Below are 18,421 nucleotides of genomic sequence, written 5' to 3'. Positions count from 1 at the left end.
TTGGTGCAGGCGTTCTTCATCTCGTCCTCGAGGATGATGATGTCCTTGTTGCGGAAACCGGCGATCAGGTCAACCTCAGCGCCCATTTCGTGCAGCTTCTTGGCCTGCGGATATGCGATCGCGCAGCCCAGACCGCCGCCGACAACAGCGACCTTCTTGAGACCCTCAAGCTCGCTCGCCTTGCCGAGCGGACCGACAAAATCATGCAGGCAGTCGCCCTCGTTCAGCGCGCCGAGCGCCATCGTCGTTGCGCCGACCTCCTGAAAAATGATGGTGACAGAACCCTTTTCACGGTCAAAATCTGCGATCGTGAGCGGAATACGCTCGCCTTCTGCGCTGACACGCAGGATGATGAACTGACCCGGCTCTGCCTTGCGGGCAACGTGCGGTGCCTCGATCACCATCAGCTTGGTGTTTGCGTTCAGCGTTTGCTTTTTCAAAATCTGATACACTCTTTTTCGTACCTCCTTGCGATTGTCGCATCGAACATTTTACATTATACTGTATCGCTTTAAGCAACGCAAGTGAAAATGAAAAATCAGCAGTAAAAATGGTCAGAATTGATGAAAACACACCTTGTTTGTCAAAAAAATAACTGGTTTGACGAAAGCTTCACAAAGCCGGACGGCAGTAAAACAGCACAATGTCGGTTTTAGGAACCCAGCCGCAGGCTGTGCGCGTGCGTACATGACACCAGCCGTTCTGCTCGCACAGGATGAACAGGCGCGCACCGCTTGCCGCACTGCCGACAATCGGCGCGGAGCGAATCGGATCGGAGCGCAGCAGGAGAAGCGCGCCGCGCGGCTCGGCGCAGGCCGTGCGAAACGCAGGCGATACATATATAACAGGAACAGGGGACATAGGGCACCTCCTTGTGGTTAATGCAGACTATGCTGCAAAAATGCAGAGCGTTAATTGGCAATTAAGGCAACACCGCACAATTAAGACTGCGGTGCTTTGCGGAAATTTTGTGTCCTGACTTTGTTGCAGTTTCACGGTAATACATCAAGTATTACCGCAAAACTGTGCCTCGTCAGTACGCAAAATTTACTCGCAAATCACTCTTGTTCAATTATGCGGTATTGCCTTAACGAATTACCGATTGCTTGTGTCAGGATTACTGAAAAAATAAATGCTTTTCCATAGTTTTTCGCTGAAATTTAGGTTGCATTATTATAGAACGCGCTGTATAATAATCATTGTTTGAAAGAGATGCCCGTTTTGCACGGGTCAAATCGGAAGGAGTTAACACAAATGAAGAAGTTTTCCATTGCTATGCTGAGCATGGTACTGGCAGGTTCTATGCTGCTGACCGGCTGCGGCGGCTCCAAGACCGCTGATTCCAGCAGTGACGCACAGGATTCCACCACCTCTACCTCTGCGGACGGCGGCACGCTGCGCATGGGCACTAACGCTACTTTCCCGCCGTACGAGTTCGTTGGCGACGACGGCAACGTACAGGGCATCGATGCGGACATCGCTGCTGCTATCGCTGACAAGCTGGGCATGAAGCTCGAGATCACCGATATGGAGTTCGATTCCCTGATCCCGGCGCTGCAGAGCGACACCATCGACGTGGCGCTGGCTGGCATGACCGTTACCCCGGATCGTCAGGAGAATGTAGATTTCTCTGATTCCTACGCAAAGGGCGTTCAGGTCATCATCGTTAAGGATGGTTCCGATATCGCTTCTCCGGATGATCTGGAGGGCAAGAACATCGGCGTTCAGACCGGCACCACCGGCGACATCTACTGCACCGGTGACTACGGTCAGGAGCATGTAAAGCAGTTCAACAACGGTCCGCTCGCAGTTGCTGCACTGGTAAATGATCAGATCGACTGCGTTGTTATCGACCAGGAGCCGGCTAAGAACTATGTTGCTGCAAACAGCGGCCTCAAGATCCTCGACACCGCTTACGCTGACGAGGATTACGCGATCGCTATCAAGAAGGGCAACACCGAGCTGCTCGACAAGGTAAACGGCGCTCTGAAGGAGCTCGAGGGTGACGGCACCCTGCAGTCCATCGTTGACAAGTATATCAGCGCTGACTCCGCAGCACAGTAAATCAACAAACGCGTACAAAGGAAGAGGGACGGTTCAGCGCCGCCCCTCTTTTGCAGTAAAATGAAAAGAAAGAGGGGATGACCTGTGAACGGTATTACAATGGACCAGTGGCTGAAAATGGTACCGGATTCGGTTGCCAATCTGCCGGAGGGTCTGCGGAACCTGCTGTTCCAGCTGTACCAGACCTTTATCGCAGCGGACCGCTGGAAATGGTTCCTGAACGGTCTGAAAATCACATTTGCGGTCACGATCGGTGCGCTGATCCTCGGTGTTATCATCGGTCTGCTGATCGCGGTAGTCCGCACGGCGCATGATTCCCGCCGCATGGGCAAAAGCAACATCATTCTGAGCATTCTCAACGCAGTCTGCAAGCTGTATCTGACCGTCATCCGCGGTACGCCTATGATGGTTCAGCTGCTGATCATGGGCTTTGTTATCATGGTGCCTAAGGATGATACAGCGCGTCTGGTGTGCGGTATTGTTACACTGGGCATCAACTCGGGCGCATATGTTGCCGAGATCGTGCGCGGCGGCCTGATGTCGGTCAATCCGGGTCAGATGGAGGCCGGACGTTCGCTCGGCCTGAACTATGCACAGACCATGCGCCTGATCGTCATTCCGCAGGCGATCAAGAACATTCTTCCGGCACTCGGCAATGAGATGATCACCCTGCTGAAGGATACCTCGCTCGTGTCGGTCATCGCGCTGCGCGACGTGACCAAGCAGGCACAGAATATTGTGTCCAATACCTATCAGGCCTATGTGCCGTATGTCAGCCTTGCGATCATCTATCTGGTGCTCGTTATCATCCTGACCAAGCTGCTCGGCATTTTTGAGAGGAGGCTGCGCGAAAGTGATCGACGTTAAAAACCTGCACAAATCCTTTGGCAACCATGAGGTGCTCAAGGGTGTCAACGAGCATATCGAGAAGGGCGAGAAGGTCGTAGTCATCGGCCCGTCCGGCTCGGGCAAGTCCACCTTTCTGCGCTGCCTGAACCTGCTCGAGGAGCCGACCGGCGGCGAAATTATCTTCGAGGGACAGAACATCACCGCCAAGGACACGGATATCAATCTGGTGCGCCGCCGTATGGGCATGGTGTTCCAACAGTTCAACCTGTTTCCGCACCTGACCGTGCGCGAGAATATCAAGCTGGCACCGGTCAAGCTCAAGGTCATGACCGATGAAGAGGCAGACAAGCGTGCGCTCGAGCTGCTTGCGCGTGTCGGTCTGCCGGACAAGGCAGACAGCTATCCGGCGCAGCTTTCCGGCGGTCAGCAGCAGCGTATCGCCATCGCGCGCGCGCTGGCAATGAATCCGGACGTGATGCTGTTCGACGAGCCGACCTCGGCGCTTGACCCGGAAATGGTCGGTGAGGTGCTTGAAATCATGAAGGAGCTGGCTGATGACGGCATGACCATGGTTGTTGTTACCCACGAGATGGGCTTTGCCCGCGAGGTTGCAACGCGCGTGCTGTTCATGGACGGCGGCAATATCGTAGAGCAGAACGAGCCGAATGAGTTCTTCGCAAATCCGCAGCATCCGAGACTGAAGGATTTTCTGTCGAAGGTGCTCTAAGCAAATAAAAAAGGACGCGTGAGCGTCCTTTTTATTTTGCCGGAAATGGGGAATTGAGAATGGAGAATGCCGCTGTCATGGCACAGGCTTCGTTCGCGCAAGGCCGTGAGGGTTTACCATTGCGTGGGCGAACAATGTTCGCCCCTGCGTAGAGTAGCCGGTATGTGTAGCAGTACGGTATCTGACACTGCGAATTGGCAGAGAAAGACACGGAAGTAAAAATCCTCTGCCGTTCTCCTTTTCGAAGCGGTCACATGTCGGCAATCTGCGCCAGACTAACGAATAAGGGAAAGGTAGGAGTTCAAAGAGGAAGGAAAACCGCAGGTTGTCCTTCCTTTTTGCCCCCGCGGCGGGTGCCGCGCCGCTCCCGCCGTCCGCAGACGGCGAATTCCTCTGCTGAGGTTCAGCGAAAAACTTTCCGCCCGTCAGGGGCGAACCCGCCTGCGGCAGTTCGCGTGCCCCGGTCAGCCGGTGCAGAAAAGAAGCCGCCCGGAAAGGATGAACCGCGTGCGCAGTTTGTGCACCCCACTCAGCCTGTGCTGAGAAAAACGACAGCTGCTTTCAGGCAAAAAAGAAAGGCAGAAGAAAACTTCTGCCTTTTGTACAAAAATATACTTGACATTCTGTGAAAAATCATGGTATAATAAAACGCTTTATAAAATCGGGTACATTATCCGATTCCTAAGTATATGTTAGCACGGTCTGCAAGAAATTGCAAGACCAAGAGCAATATTTTCGCAACGCCGCCGGGCGTATCAACCAACACCAACAGCCGAAAGAAACGGAGTGATCAAAGCACATGAAGGTGAAAGACGTACAGCACGGCAAAACCACACGAAAGAGCTTTGCACGAATCGAAGAGATTCTCGAAATGCCGAATCTCATCGAGGTGCAGAAGAAGTCTTACGAATGGTTCCTGGATCAGGGCCTGCGTGAGGTTTTTGACGATACCGCGTCCATCACGGACTACACCGGAAATCTGGAGCTTTCCTTCCTCGATTTTTCGATGGACGAGGAGCCGAAGTACAGCATTGAGGAGTGCAAGGCACGAGATGCAACGTATGCAACTCCGCTGAAGGTCCGCATGCGTCTGCGCAACAAGGAGACTGGCGAGATCAAGGAGCAGGAAATCTTCATGGGTGATTTCCCGAAGATGACCCACGCCGCTACCTTCATCATCAACGGTGCAGAACGCGCGATCGTATCTCAGCTCGTTCGTTCCCCAGGCGTATACTACGGCAAGGAGCTTGACAAGACCGACAAGGTTCTGCTCTCCGCTACCGTAATCCCGTACCGCGGCGCATGGCTCGAGTACGAGACCGATGCAAACGACGTTTTCTACGTTCGCATTGATAAAAACCGCAAGATTCCGATCACCAGCTTCATCCGTGCCATCGGCGTTAAGACCGATGCCGAGATCAAGGAGCTGTTCGGTGAGGATCCGCTGATCGTTGCAACCCTCGACAAGGACCCGGCGCACACCGCCGAGGAAGCCCTCATCGAGATCTACAAGAAGATGCGTCCGGGCGAGCCGCCCTCTGTGGAGTCGGCTACCTCTCTGATGGACGCCATGTTCTTCGATATGCGCCGCTACGACATTTCCGCAGTCGGCCGCTACAAGTACAACAAGAAGCTGAACATCGCACGCCGCATCACCGGCCACAAGCTGGTAAATGCAGTCGCTGACCCGATGACCGGCGAGGTTCTGGCAGAGGCCGGCGAGGTTCTTTCCCGCGAGAAGGCAACCATGATGGCTGCCCGCGGCGTAAACAGCGTTGTGATCGAGTCTGCTGAAGGCACTGCTGTTAAGGTATTCGGCAACGGCATGGTAGACGTAAACGATTTCTCCGAGTACCTCGGCGGCGCAACCGCAGAGGATCTGGGTCTCAAGGAGAAGGTTCGCTTCACCGTCCTCAAGGAGATCATCGACTCCGGCGTACAGGGCGACGAGCTGAAGAAGACCGTGAAGGAGCGTCACTTCGATCTGGTTCCGAAGACCATCATCGTTGATGATATGCTCGCTTCCATCTGCTATCTGCTCAACCTCGGTCACGGCATCGGCACGGTTGACGATATCGACCATCTGGGCAACCGCCGTCTGCGCTGCGTAGGCGAGCTGCTACAGAACCAGTTCCGCATCGGCTTCTCCCGCATGGAGCGTGTTATCCGCGAGCGCATGACCATTCAGGATCTCGACGTTGTTACGCCGCAGTCCCTGATCAACATCCGCCCGGTAACTGCAGCCATCAAGGAGTTCTTCGGTTCCTCTCCGCTTTCGCAGTTCATGGACCAGAACAACCCGCTGGCTGAGCTGACCCACAAGCGCCGTATGTCCGCCCTCGGTCCCGGCGGTCTGTCCCGTGACCGTGCATCCTTCGAGGTTCGAGACGTACACTACTCGCATTACGGCCGTCTGTGCCCGATCGAGACCCCTGAAGGTCCTAACATCGGCCTGATCTCCTATCTGGCAACCTACGCACGCATCAACGACTTCGGCTTTATCGAGGCGCCGTACCGCGTTATCGAAAAGACCAAGGACGAGGAAACCGGCGAGGTCCGCTGCCACGTTACCGACGAGGTTCGCTACATGACCGCGGACGTCGAGGACGAGTACATCGTCTGCCAGGCTACCGAGCCGCTCGACGAGAACAACAACCTCGTAAACGACCGTGTAACCTGCCGTATGCGCGACGAGTTCGTCGAGGTAGATCGCAAGGACGTTGACCTGATGGACGTTTCTCCGCGCATGATGATCTCGGTTGCTACCGCATTCATCCCGTTCCTCGACCACGACGACGCAAACCGCGCACTGATGGGCGCGAACATGCAGCGTCAGGCCGTACCGCTGCTCCGCACCGAGGCTCCGATCGTTGCAACCGGCATGGAGTACAAGGCAGCTGTTGACTCCGGTACGATTCCGCTGGCAGAGGGTGACGGCGTTGTTACCCGCGTAACCGCCCGCGAGGTTTGCGTACACTATGACAACGGCACCGACAAGACCTATCCGCTGACCAAGTTCATGCGTTCCAACCAGTCCACCTGTATCAACATGCGCCCGATCGTTGATCTGGGCGAGCGTGTCAAGGCAGGCGACGTTCTGTCCGACGGCCCGTCTACCGATCAGGGCGAGGTTGCACTGGGCAAGAATGCCCTCATCGGCTTCATGACCTGGGAAGGCTACAACTACGAGGACGCTGTACTGCTGAACGAGCGTCTGGTACGCGACGATGTTTACACCTCCATCCATATCGAGGAGTACGAGTCCGAATCCCGTGATACCAAGCTTGGACCTGAGGAGATCACCCGTGATATCCCGAACGTCGGCGAGGACGCACTCCGCAACCTCGACGAGCGCGGCATCATCCGCGTTGGCGCTGAGGTTCGTGCCGGTGACATTCTGGTCGGCAAGGTTACCCCGAAGGGCGAGACCGAGCTGACCGCAGAGGAGCGCCTGCTCCGCGCAATCTTTGGCGAGAAGGCCCGCGAGGTTCGTGATACCTCTCTGCGTGCGCCGCACGGCGAATCCGGTATCGTTGTAGACGTTAAGGTATTTACCCGCGAGAACGGCGACGAGCTGTCTCCCGGTGTCAACATGGTTGTCCGCGTTTATATCGCGCAGAAGCGTAAGATCTCTGTCGGCGATAAGATGGCAGGCCGTCATGGTAACAAGGGTGTCGTTTCCCGCATTCTGCCGCAGGAGGATATGCCGTTCCTGGAGGATGGCCGTCCGCTCGACATCGTACTGAACCCGTTGGGCGTACCGTCCCGAATGAACATCGGTCAGGTGCTCGAGGTTCACCTTGGCTTCGCAGCTAAGAAGCTCGGCTGGAAGGTCGAGACCCCGGTATTCGACGGCGCAACGCTCGAGGATATCAAGGAGACGCTGGTTGCAGCAGGCGTTAACGAGGACGGCAAGAGCGTCGTATACGACGGCCGTACCGGTGAGAAGTTCGATAACCGCGTAACCGTTGGTTATATGTATTACCTCAAGCTGCATCATCTGGTAGACGATAAGATCCATGCTCGTTCGACCGGCCCGTACTCGCTCGTAACCCAGCAGCCTCTGGGCGGCAAGGCGCAGTTCGGCGGCCAGCGCTTCGGCGAGATGGAAGTTTGGGCGCTGGAAGCATATGGCGCCGCATATACCCTGCAGGAGATCCTGACCGTCAAGTCCGACGATATCACCGGCCGTGTCAAGACCTACGAGGCGATCGTCAAGGGTCACAACGTACCGCAGCCGGGCGTTCCGGAATCCTTCAAGGTACTCACCAAGGAGCTGCAGGCTCTGTGTCTGGATATTCAGGTTCTGGACGAGAACATGGAAGTGATCGAGCTGTCTGAGGACGACGACGAGGAGACCGCTGAGTACACCCGTCCGATGGAGCAGGCTGTCTCCGGCGCGGATGACGAGTTCACCGCAGCAGGCTTCGGCATCAACGATGCCGAGGAAGGCGACACCGATCTCTTTGCACTGGATAACCCCGCCGAGGATGGCGGTGACGATGCCGAAGGTGATTTCGACGACGGTCTGGGCGAATAAGGCTGAGCGTAAGTGAAATCATCTGTGAATAGGGAAGGAGCATCTTAAAATATATGGGATATCATACGTTTAACGCCATTAAGATCGGTCTGGCTTCGCCCGAGCTGATCCGCCAGTGGTCTTACGGCGAGGTAAAGAAGCCCGAAACCATTAACTACCGTACGCTCAAGCCGGAACGCGATGGCCTGTTCTGCGAGCGTATCTTTGGACCGACCAAGGACTGGGAGTGCCACTGCGGCAAGTACAAGAAGGTCCGCTTCAAGGGCAAGATCTGCGACAAGTGCGGCGTTGAGGTCACCAAGGCCAAGGTCCGCCGCGAGCGCATGGGCCACATTGAGCTGGCAGCGCCGGTATCGCACATCTGGTACTTCAAGGGCATCCCGTCCCGCATGGGCCTGATCCTTGATATCAGCCCGCGTGTACTGGAGAAGGTCCTGTACTTTGCAAACTATATCGTAATCGATCCGGGCGACACGCCGCTGATGAAGAAGCAGATCCTGACCGAGGCTGAGTACCGCGACATGCGTGAAAAGTACGACGAGGACTTCCGTGCCGGCATGGGCGCGGAGTCCATCAAGGAGCTGCTCGCAGAGCTGGACCTCGACCAGCTCTCCAAGGAGCTGACCGCAGAGCTGCGTGAGGCTTCCGGCCAGAAGCGCCTGCGCATCATCAAGCGCCTCGAGGTCGTTGAGTCGTTCCGTCTGTCGCACAACCGCCCGGAGTGGATGATCATGGACGTTGTTCCGGTCATCCCGCCGGAAATCCGCCCGATGGTACAGCTGGACGGCGGCCGCTTCGCAACGAGCGACCTGAACGACCTGTACCGCCGCGTCATCAACCGCAACAACCGCCTCAAGCGCCTGCTCGAGCTGGGTGCGCCGGACATCATCGTGCGCAACGAGAAGCGCATGCTGCAGGAGGCTGTTGACGCCCTGATCGATAACGGCCGCCGCGGCCGTCCGGTCACCGGCCCGAACAACCGTGCACTCAAGTCTCTGTCCGACATGCTGAAGGGCAAGCAGGGCCGTTTCCGTCAGAACCTGCTCGGCAAGCGAGTTGACTACTCCGGCCGTTCGGTTATCGTCGTAGGCCCGGATCTGAAGATCTATCAGTGCGGTCTGCCGAAGGAAATGGCACTCGAGCTGTTCAAGCCGTTCGTTATGAAGAAGCTGGTTGAGGACGGCACCGCACAGAACATCAAGTCTGCCAAGAAGATGGTAGAGCGCGCAAAGCCCGAGGTATGGGACGTGCTCGAGGGCATCATCAAGGGTCATCCGGTTATGCTGAACCGTGCACCGACCCTGCACCGTCTGGGCATTCAGGCGTTCGAGCCGGTCCTCGTAGAAGGCCGTGCGATCCGCCTGCATCCGCTGGTATGTACCGCATTCAACGCCGACTTCGACGGCGACCAGATGGCAGTTCACGTTCCGCTGTCCGCAGAGGCACAGGCTGAGGCCCGTCTGCTGATGCTGTCCGCGAACAACCTGCTCAAGCCGCAGGACGGCAAGCCGGTTACCATTCCGTCTCAGGATATGGTCCTCGGCTCCTACTACCTGACCATCGACCGCGATACCGAGCCGGGCGCCGGCAAGGTATTCCGCAACGTGGACGAGGCGCTGATGGCGTACAACGAGGGTATCGTTGGCATTCACGCGCCGATCAAGGTTCGTCTGTCCAAGGAAGTAAACGGCAAGACCGAGTCCGCTATCGTAGACGCGACCCCGGGCCGTCTGATCTTCAACGAGCGCATCCCGCAGGATCTCGGCTTTGTTGACCGCTCGGATCCGTCCAAGAAGTTTGATCTTGAGATCATGTTCACCTGCGGCAAGAAGGAGCTTGGCAAGATCATTGACAAGTGTATCCGCGTACACGGCTTCCACATCACCGCTGAGGTGCTCGACTCCATCAAGGCGATGGGCTACAAGTACTCCACTAAGGGTGCGCTGACCGTAGCCGTAGCCGACATGCTCGTGCCGGAAGGCAAGGACGAGATGATCCGCGAGTCCGAGAAGAAGGTTGCCAAGATCGACCGCAAGTACAAGCGCGGCTTTATCACCGATCAGGAGCGCTACCGTCTGACCGTAGCCGAGTGGGAAGAGACCACCAAGAAGGTTACCGCAAAGCTGCAGGCCAACATGAAGGAGCAGCGCTACAACCCGATTCACATGATGGCTGATTCCGGTGCCCGTGGTTCTATCAACCAGATCCGTCAGCTGGCCGGTATGCGAGGCCTGATGGCATCCGCCTCCGGTAAGACCATCGAAATCCCGATCAAGTCCAACTTCCGTGAAGGCCTGACCGTACTCGAATACTTCATCGCTGCCCGCGGTGCTCGAAAGGGCATGGCCGATACCGCACTGCGTACCGCTGACTCGGGTTACCTGACCCGCCGTCTGGTAGACGTTTCTCAGGACGTTATCATCCGCGAGGACGACTGCGGTGCAACCAAGGGTATCTGGGTAGAGGATATCAAGGAAGGCAACCAGATCATCGAGCCGCTGCGCGAGCGTCTGCTCGGCCGCTTCCCGGTTGACGATATCGTAAATCCGGAGACCGGCGAGGTTATCGTACCGAAGAGCAAGATGATGACCGAGGCTGACGCCGATGCGGTTGTCGGCGCCGGCATCACCCGCGTTCAGATCCGCTCCGTGCTCGAGTGCCGTGCCCGCAAGGGTGTCTGCGCGCACTGCTACGGCATCAACCTGGCAATGGGCACGCCGGTCGGCAAGGGCGAGGCTGTCGGTATCATCGCAGCACAGTCCATCGGCGAGCCGGGTACCCAGCTTACCATGCGTACCTTCCATACCGGCGGTGTCGCAGGTTCGGATATTACGCAGGGTCTTCCGCGAGTTGAGGAGCTGTTCGAGGCGCGTAAGCCGAAGAAGGCTGCAACGCTGGCCGAGATCGGCGGCATGGTCTCCATCGAGGAGTCCAAGCGCACCACCGTCAAGACCGTCAACATCGTCAACCCGCAGACCGGCGATATGCGTTCCTACCAGCTGGCTTCGTCCTCCGGTATCCGCGTAACCGACGGTCAGGAGATTCCGCAGGGCTTCCAGCTGAACGAAGGCTCGCTCAACCCGCATGACATTCTGCGTATCCTCGATCCTCGCGCCGTTCACGACTACGAGATCAAGGAAGTTCAGAAGGTTTACCGTCAGCAGGGCGTAGATATCAACGATAAGCATATCGAGGTTATCGTTCGTCAGATGATGCGCAAGGTTCGCGTTGAGGACGCAGGCGACGCAGAGGTTCTGCCGGGTTCTGTTATGGACTGGCTCGAGTTCGAGGATTACAACAACAAGGTGCAGGCACGCATCGACGCCGGCGAGGAAGGTCTCCGTCTGGCTGTTGCGGAGCCGACCCTCATGGGTATCACCAAGGCATCCCTCGCAACCGATTCCTGGATGTCCGCTGCATCCTTCCAGGAGACCACCCGCGTGCTGACCGACGCCGCAATCAAGGGCAAGGTCGATCCGCTGATGGGTCTGAAGGAGAACGTAATCATCGGCAAGCTGATTCCGGCCGGCTCGGGTGTGTCCGATTACTGTACCGGTCACTACGAGCAGACTGTAAATCTCGACTGATTTGCAGAAAGCCGAAAACGCTGTATAGATTAAGCAAAACAGGGGAACACTGTAAGGTGTTCTCCTGTTTTTGCTTGTGCCGAATGGAAAATTGAGAATGGAGGATTACCGTGACGGTTTACGATGTTTCTCCGTTTCAATTTTATGCTGAATGGATACCGTAGGGTGCGACGACCACGGCGCACCGTATCTATCCGGTCTGTACAATCTGCCCCGTAGGGGCGAACATTGTTCGCCCGCAAACCGATAACGACAGGCACATATTTATTGGTAAACCGTTTGCATAATGTTACCCCCGTAGGGGAGGCCATTGGCCTCCTGCGCTATGGTTAAACGGATGCGTGGGCGCTCCTACGGGATAACGTGCACCAATCGTTAGAAACGGTGCGCCGAGGTCGTCGCACCCTACGGTATAGCGTAATCATTGAATGTATCCTGCGGAAACTCCTTTTGCCAGGTGTCAAATTTGTCTGGAAAAGAAAAATCTCGTAAAAAATAAAAAAATTCGAGAAAACACTTGACAACAGGGGGACAAACCCGTATACTATGGGAGTATGCCGTATAGGAGGAATATTATGCTTTCAGAACTTCACACGGCGCACAAGGTGATCGGTGTAAAGCAGTCGAAAAAAGCGATTCGGGACGGCGCAGCCGCACAGGTCTTTGTTGCGCTGGACGCAGAAAAACGAGTCGTCGGACCGATTTATGAGCTTTGCAGTGAACATGGTATGGAAGTTACCGAGGTCACCACGATGACGGAGCTCGGCGATGCGGTCGGCATTGATGTCGGCGCGGCAGTAGTCGTAGTTCTGCACTGATTTTTCTTTGTTGAATTGCGCAAAACGCGCTTTTCATAAATATCTTTGAAAGAAGGAGGAAATAAAATGCCAACTTTTAACCAACTCGTCCGTAAGGGTCGTGAGGCAGTCGTTACCAAGTCTACGGCACCGGCTCTTCAGGTAGGCTACAATTCTCAGAAGAAGAAGGCTACCGATCAGTCCGCTCCGCAGAAGCGCGGCGTTTGCACCACGGTTAAGACCATGACCCCGAAGAAGCCGAACTCTGCTCTTCGTAAGGTAGCTCGTGTAAAGCTGACCAACCAGATGGAAGTTTCCGCTTACATCCCCGGTGAAGGCCACAACCTGCAGGAGCACTCTGTAGTTATGGTTCGCGGCGGTCGTGTAAAGGACCTTCCTGGTGTTCGTTACCACATCATCCGTGGTACTCTGGATACCCAGGGTGTTGCTAACCGTCGTCAGGCTCGTTCCAAGTACGGTGCTAAGCGCCCGAAGGCAGGCAAGTAATTTTTGAGCGGCGTCTGATCGCGCATCTCTGCGTTGCGCCCACACTTGCGTACCTTTGTACGCGGCGTGCGGGACGCGCCTTGACCTGCACGACCATACTTGCTCAAAACGCGAGTACATTATAATGTGTACTGGCTGAAATTACTCCGCCAAGGAGCCAACCCACAAGGTTTTGCGAGAAAGTTATTTTTCAGCAAAGCAGCTATGCTTTGTCTGAGGCATTTTAGTTCCGATTGCATAAATCGGGCCTTTACCTCGGACAGGCATGAACAACGGCGGTCAAAGATCCGCCGAAGTACCTATGAAATCAAATATTTTTGAAGGAGGGAAGTAAAGTGCCAAGAAGAGGTAATGTCCCCAAGAGAGACGTTCTGCCCGATCCGCTTTATAATTCCAAGCTCGTCACCAAGCTGGTAAACTCTATCATGCTCGACGGCAAGAAGGGCGTTTCGCAGAAGGTTGTTTATGGTGCTTTCGATATCGTTCGTGAAAAGACCGGTCGTGAACCGCTGGAGGTTTTCACCGAGGCTATGGAAAACATCATGCCGACCCTGGAAGTTAAGGCTCGCCGTGTAGGCGGCGCTACCTACCAGGTGCCGATGGAAGTTCGCCCGGAGCGTCGTCAGACCCTGGGCCTGCGTTGGATCACCAAGTACTCCCGCGCTCGTTCTGAAAAGACCATGCGTGAGCGTCTGGCAGGCGAGATCCTGGACGCTTGCAACAATCTGGGCGGTGCTGTTAAGAAGCGCGAGGATACCCACAAGATGGCAGAGGCGAACAAGGCGTTCGCACACTACCGCTATTAATCTGTCGGTTTCCGCATAACGCTTTGAAAGGAGAGCAATATGCCTAGAGAATATTCCCTGGAAAGAACCAGAAATATCGGCATCATGGCGCACATCGACGCCGGTAAGACCACTACCACCGAGCGTATTCTGTATTACACCGGTGTAAACCATAAGATCGGCGATACCCACGACGGTACCGCTACCATGGACTGGATGGAGCAGGAGCAGGAGCGTGGTATCACCATCACCTCCGCTGCTACCACCTGCCACTGGTCCGGTTCTACTCATCAGTTCCCGGAGCATCGTATCAACATCATCGACACCCCGGGCCACGTTGACTTTACCGTAGAGGTAGAGCGCTCCCTGCGTGTACTGGACGGTTCCGTAACCGTATTCTGTGCAAAGGGCGGCGTAGAGCCGCAGTCTGAGACCGTTTGGCATCAGGCTGACAAGTACAAGGTTCCGCGTATGGCGTTCGTAAACAAGATGGACATCATGGGTGCTGACTTCTACAACGTAGTCGGCATGATGAAGGATCGTCTGAAGTGCAACGCTGTCCCGGTTCAGCTGCCGATCGGCTCTGAGGATACCTTCAAGGGTATCATCGACCTGATCACCATGCGCGCTGAGGTTTACTACGATGACCTCGGCAAGGATATCCGCGACGAGGATATTCCGGCTGACATGATGGAGAAGGCTCAGCAGTACCACGACGAACTGTGGGAGCACGTTGCTGAGCTGGACGAGGACCTCATGATGAAGTACCTCGAGGGCGAAGAGCTGACCATTCCGGAAGTTAAGGCTGCAATCCGCAAGGGCTGTATCGCCAACGAGATCGTTCCGGTACTCTGCGGCACCGCATACCGCAACAAGGGCGTACAGCCGCTGCTGGACGCTGTTATCGAATACATGCCGGCTCCGACCGACATCCCGGACATCAAGGGTGTAAACCCGCAGACCGACGAGGAGGATTCCCGTCCGTCTTCTGATGACGCGCCGTTCTCCGCGCTGGCGTTCAAGATCGCTACCGACCCGTTCGTTGGCCGTCTGACGTTCTTCCGCGTATACTCCGGCACCATCACCGCTGGTTCCTCCGTACTGAATGCTACCAAGGATCAGCGCGAGCGTCTGGGCCGTATTCTGCAGATGCACGCTAACCATCGTCAGGATATCGACTGCGTATATTCCGGCGATATCGCTGCGGGCATCGGCTTTAAGAACACCACCACCGGCGATACGCTGTGTGATGAGAAGCACCCGATCATCCTCGAGTCTATGGAGTTCCCGGACCCGGTTATCCGTGTTGCGATCGAGCCGAAGACCAAGGCTGGTCAGGAGAAGATGGGTATCGCGCTGGCTAAGCTGGCAGAAGAGGACCCGACCTTCAAGACCTACACCGATGAGGAAACCGGCCAGACCATTATCGCTGGTATGGGCGAGCTTCATCTGGAGATCATCGTTGACCGTCTGCTGCGCGAGTTCAAGGTAGAGGCTAACGTAGGTTCTCCTCAGGTTGCTTACAAGGAGACCATCCGCCGCTCCGCTGACGTTGATCAGAAGTACGCTCGTCAGTCCGGTGGTAAGGGCCAGTACGGCCATGTTAAGATCATCGTTGAGCCGAACGAGTCCGGCAAGGGCTACGAGTTCATCAACAAGATCGTTGGCGGTGCTATCCCGAAGGAATATATCGAGCCTGTTAATCAGGGTATCCAGGGCGCTATGCAGGCTGGTATCCTCGCAGGCTACCCGGTTGTTGACGTTAAGGTAACCCTGTATGATGGCTCTTACCACGAAGTCGACTCCTCTGAGATGGCGTTCAAGATCGCTGGTTCTATGGCGTTCAAGGAAGCCATGAAGAAGGCTGATCCGGTTCTGATGGAGCCGATCATGCAGGTTGACGTAATGGTACCGGAGGAGTACATGGGCGACGTTATCGGCGACCTGAACTCCCGTCGTGGCCAGATCCAGGGCATGGAGCCGCGCGGCGGCGTACAGGCTATCTCTGCCGGCGTTCCGCTGAGCGAGATGTTCGGTTACGCAACTGCTCTGCGTTCCCGCACCCAGGGCCGTGGTCAGTACACCATGCAGCCGAGCCACTACACTGAAGTGCCGAAGAGCATTCAGGAGAAGATCATCGACAACCGTAACAAAAACAACGACTAAAATCTGCTGCACCCTATTGCATTTTTTCTCGAAATGCAGTAAAATAAATGCAACATGACTTTTAATTCATTTTACGAGGAGGATATCCACAATGGCAAAGGAAAAATTTGACCGTTCTCTGCCGCACGTTAACATTGGCACCATCGGCCACGTTGACCACGGCAAGACCACTCTGACCGCTGCAATCACCAAGGTTCTGGCTCTCGAGGGCGATGCTGAGTATCAGGCATACGACGCAATCGACAAGGCTCCGGAGGAGAAGGAGCGCGGCATTACCATCAACACCGCACACGTTGAGTATCACACCGCTAAGCGTCACTACGCTCACGTTGACTGCCCGGGCCATGCCGACTACGTTAAGAACATGATCACCGGCGCTGCTCAGATGGACGGTGCTATCCTGGTTGTATCCGCTGCTGACGGCCCGATGCCGCAGACCCGCGAGCACATCCTGCTGTCCCGTCAGGTAGGCGTTCCGTATATCGTTGTCTTCATGAACAAGGCTGATCAGGTAGACGACGAGGAGTTGCTCGACCTGGTTGAGATGGAGATCCGTGAGCTGCTGTCCTCTTACGATTTCCCGGGCGACGACGTTCCGGTAATCCGTGGTTCCGCTCTGAACGTTCTGACCTGCGACTCCAAGGATCCGAACGCTCCGGAGTACAAGTGCATCCACGAGCTGATGGACGCTGTTGACTCTTATATCCCGACCCCGGACCGTGCTGCTGACAAGCCGTTCATCATGCCGGTCGAGGACGTATTCTCCATCACCGGTCGTGGTACCGTAGCTACCGGCCGTGTAGAGCGTGGCCAGCTGAAGATGGGCGAGGAAGTTGAGATCGTTGGTCTGATGGACGCTCCGCGCAAGACCGTTGTAACCGGTATCGAGATGTTCCGCAAGCTGCTGGACTACGCTGAGGCTGGCGACAACATCGGCGCTCTGCTCCGCGGCATCCAGAAGAACGAGGTTGAGCGTGGCCAGGTTCTGGCTAAGCCGGGCTCCATTCACCCGCACACCAAGTTCCACGGTCAGGTATACGTTCTGAAGAAGGAAGAGGGCGGCCGTCATACTCCGTTCTTCAACAACTACCGTCCGCAGTTCTACTTCCGTACCACCGACGTTACTGGCGTTATCACTCTGCCGGAAGGCACTGAGATGTGCATGCCGGGCGATAACGTTGAGATGGACGTTGAGCTGATCACCCCGATCGCTATCGAGGAAGGCCTGCGTTTCGCTATCCGTGAGGGTGGCCGCACCGTAGGTTCCGGCGTCGTAACCGCTATCAACGCTTAATTTCAGTTAAGCAATAGCATAACGCAATTTACAAGCTCCCATGCTTCGGCATGGGAGCTTTTTTTGTGCGTAAAATCCTCTTTCCTGCGCATACTATGCGAAGGAGGGATGCAATTATGTCGGAAAATCACGAAAACCGCTATCAGCTCCGGGCCGCCGCGAAGGCGTTCGAGTGGCTGCGCCGCAGCAAACCGGCAGTGGCCGCGAGGGAACAGGAAAAGATGAGCGAGGGTATCTCGCTGCCGCCCAATGAACGGGATTGCGGAACCGCCTGTTCCATGCAGGGCACCGATCGGGAAACGCTCAACGAGTGGTGCAAAGAGCACGAAACCTGAAAAAGAGACGCGAAAGCGTCTCTTTTGAGGCTGTCGAAAAACTATCGTTTTCCGAGCAGCCTCTCGCTCGAAACCACGCTTTCGAGCGAATACTGAAGAAAAACCGCGCCCTACGGGCACATTTTTTCTTCCCTTGTATAAATTCCGAGATACATGCTCCCGGAATTTATGAATTTGCTTCGCAAATTCTATTTTATGCGTGCTGCCGCACGAAGCGTGAAAATTAAAATAATACTTTTTTGACAGACTGAAAAGAGACGCGAAAGCGTCTCTTTTTCAGAAATGGAGAGTTGAGAATGGGAAATGAAATTTGGTTATCGTTCTATCATCACGTTCATTCTCCATTCTCAATTTTCAATTATTCCCTGATTTTCTGCTCGGTTTACTTATCCGAACAATTGTGCTATACTATATACTAACAAAGTATTCCCTCCGTGCATAGGCTGATAGCAGGAGGGAACGCTCATGTCTGTTTTTCTGCAATCGGTTCTGGCGGTATTTGCCGCGGTGGGATTTTACACCGTGCTGCACACGGTGTACGAGATCGTCTCCGCGCGGCTGCTGCGGCTGCACGGCTCGGCGGAACTGACGCTGTACGGAGACGGCTGCGATGCCGTCAGTGAACATCTGATCCGCGCAGCACTGCGCGTGCGGCGGCAGTATTTTTCCGGTCTGCTGATCACATTTGTCGAAATCGGCAGCGGACAGGGACAGAATATCGCCAAGTACATGGCGGCGCGGCAGGACATAACCTATCTGGAATGACAAGT

At 55.5% G+C, this 18,421-nt stretch carries 14 protein-coding genes; 12 read left to right on the top strand and 2 right to left on the bottom strand.

Going from position 1 to position 18,421, the window contains the following annotated elements:
* Window positions 1-452, bottom strand: a 452-nt coding sequence (locus tag DW806_RS07425) for an FAD-binding oxidoreductase (protein WP_243022676.1), incomplete at its 3' end; no start/stop codon positions are given.
* A gap of 160 nt (window positions 453-612) precedes the next feature.
* Window positions 613-861: an SH3 domain-containing protein gene (locus DW806_RS07420; RefSeq protein ID WP_118729553.1), complete on the bottom strand. Its 249-nt coding sequence runs from the start codon at window positions 859-861 to the stop codon at window positions 613-615.
* 393 nt (window positions 862-1,254) lie between these two features.
* On the opposite strand from DW806_RS07420, the gene DW806_RS07415 reads away from it, so the two are divergent.
* From DW806_RS07415 to DW806_RS07360, 12 genes are all read left to right on the top strand, one after another.
* A complete protein-coding gene (locus tag DW806_RS07415) occupies window positions 1,255-2,064 on the top strand; it encodes a basic amino acid ABC transporter substrate-binding protein (protein WP_118285317.1) in 810 nt (269 codons plus the stop codon).
* A gap of 117 nt (window positions 2,065-2,181) precedes the next feature.
* Window positions 2,182-2,931 (top strand): amino acid ABC transporter permease, encoded by a 750-nt coding sequence (locus tag DW806_RS07410; RefSeq protein ID WP_118729556.1) that lies wholly within the window; start codon window positions 2,182-2,184, stop codon window positions 2,929-2,931.
* Window positions 2,918-3,640 (top strand): amino acid ABC transporter ATP-binding protein, encoded by a 723-nt coding sequence (locus DW806_RS07405; RefSeq protein WP_118729552.1) that lies wholly within the window; start codon window positions 2,918-2,920, stop codon window positions 3,638-3,640. Before DW806_RS07410 ends, DW806_RS07405 begins: the two co-directional genes overlap by 14 nt.
* A 799-nt stretch (window positions 3,641-4,439) precedes the next feature.
* Window positions 4,440-8,180 (top strand): DNA-directed RNA polymerase subunit beta, encoded by a 3,741-nt coding sequence (rpoB, locus tag DW806_RS07400; protein WP_118729551.1) that lies wholly within the window; start codon window positions 4,440-4,442, stop codon window positions 8,178-8,180.
* Window positions 8,181-8,233: 53 nt separating this feature from the next.
* Window positions 8,234-11,767, top strand: coding sequence for a DNA-directed RNA polymerase subunit beta' (rpoC, locus tag DW806_RS07395; protein ID WP_116705140.1), 3,534 nt, complete (start codon window positions 8,234-8,236; stop codon window positions 11,765-11,767).
* A gap of 575 nt (window positions 11,768-12,342) precedes the next feature.
* Window positions 12,343-12,585, top strand: coding sequence for a ribosomal L7Ae/L30e/S12e/Gadd45 family protein (locus DW806_RS07390; RefSeq protein ID WP_110436537.1), 243 nt, complete (start codon window positions 12,343-12,345; stop codon window positions 12,583-12,585).
* A gap of 66 nt (window positions 12,586-12,651) precedes the next feature.
* A complete protein-coding gene (gene rpsL / locus DW806_RS07385; RefSeq protein WP_110436538.1) occupies window positions 12,652-13,071 on the top strand; it encodes a 30S ribosomal protein S12 in 420 nt (139 codons plus the stop codon).
* A 335-nt stretch (window positions 13,072-13,406) separates the two neighbouring features.
* Window positions 13,407-13,877 carry a 30S ribosomal protein S7 gene (gene rpsG, locus DW806_RS07380; protein ID WP_181967828.1) on the top strand — a complete coding sequence of 157 codons (471 nt, stop codon included), beginning with the start codon at window positions 13,407-13,409 and terminating at the stop codon, window positions 13,875-13,877.
* 39 nt (window positions 13,878-13,916) lie between these two features.
* The gene (gene fusA / locus DW806_RS07375) at window positions 13,917-16,022 is read left to right on the top strand and encodes an elongation factor G (RefSeq protein WP_118360477.1); all 2,106 of its coding nucleotides are present in this window, start codon (window positions 13,917-13,919) and stop codon (window positions 16,020-16,022) included.
* Between the two features lie 91 nt (window positions 16,023-16,113).
* A complete protein-coding gene (gene tuf / locus DW806_RS07370; RefSeq protein WP_116705138.1) occupies window positions 16,114-17,316 on the top strand; it encodes an elongation factor Tu in 1,203 nt (400 codons plus the stop codon).
* 116 nt (window positions 17,317-17,432) lie between these two features.
* Window positions 17,433-17,651 (top strand): hypothetical protein, encoded by a 219-nt coding sequence (locus tag DW806_RS07365; RefSeq protein ID WP_110436542.1) that lies wholly within the window; start codon window positions 17,433-17,435, stop codon window positions 17,649-17,651.
* 465 nt (window positions 17,652-18,116) lie between these two features.
* Window positions 18,117-18,416 carry a hypothetical protein gene (locus DW806_RS07360; protein WP_118480518.1) on the top strand — a complete coding sequence of 100 codons (300 nt, stop codon included), beginning with the start codon at window positions 18,117-18,119 and terminating at the stop codon, window positions 18,414-18,416.
* Window positions 18,417-18,421: the final 5 nt, after the last annotated feature.

The sequence above is a fragment of the Butyricicoccus sp. AM32-19 genome (assembly GCF_003480365.1).
Taxonomy (GTDB): domain Bacteria; phylum Bacillota; class Clostridia; order Oscillospirales; family Butyricicoccaceae; genus Agathobaculum; species Agathobaculum butyriciproducens.
Note: the sequence above shows the minus strand (reverse complement) of the source record. Positions and strands in the feature narration are given on the sequence as shown.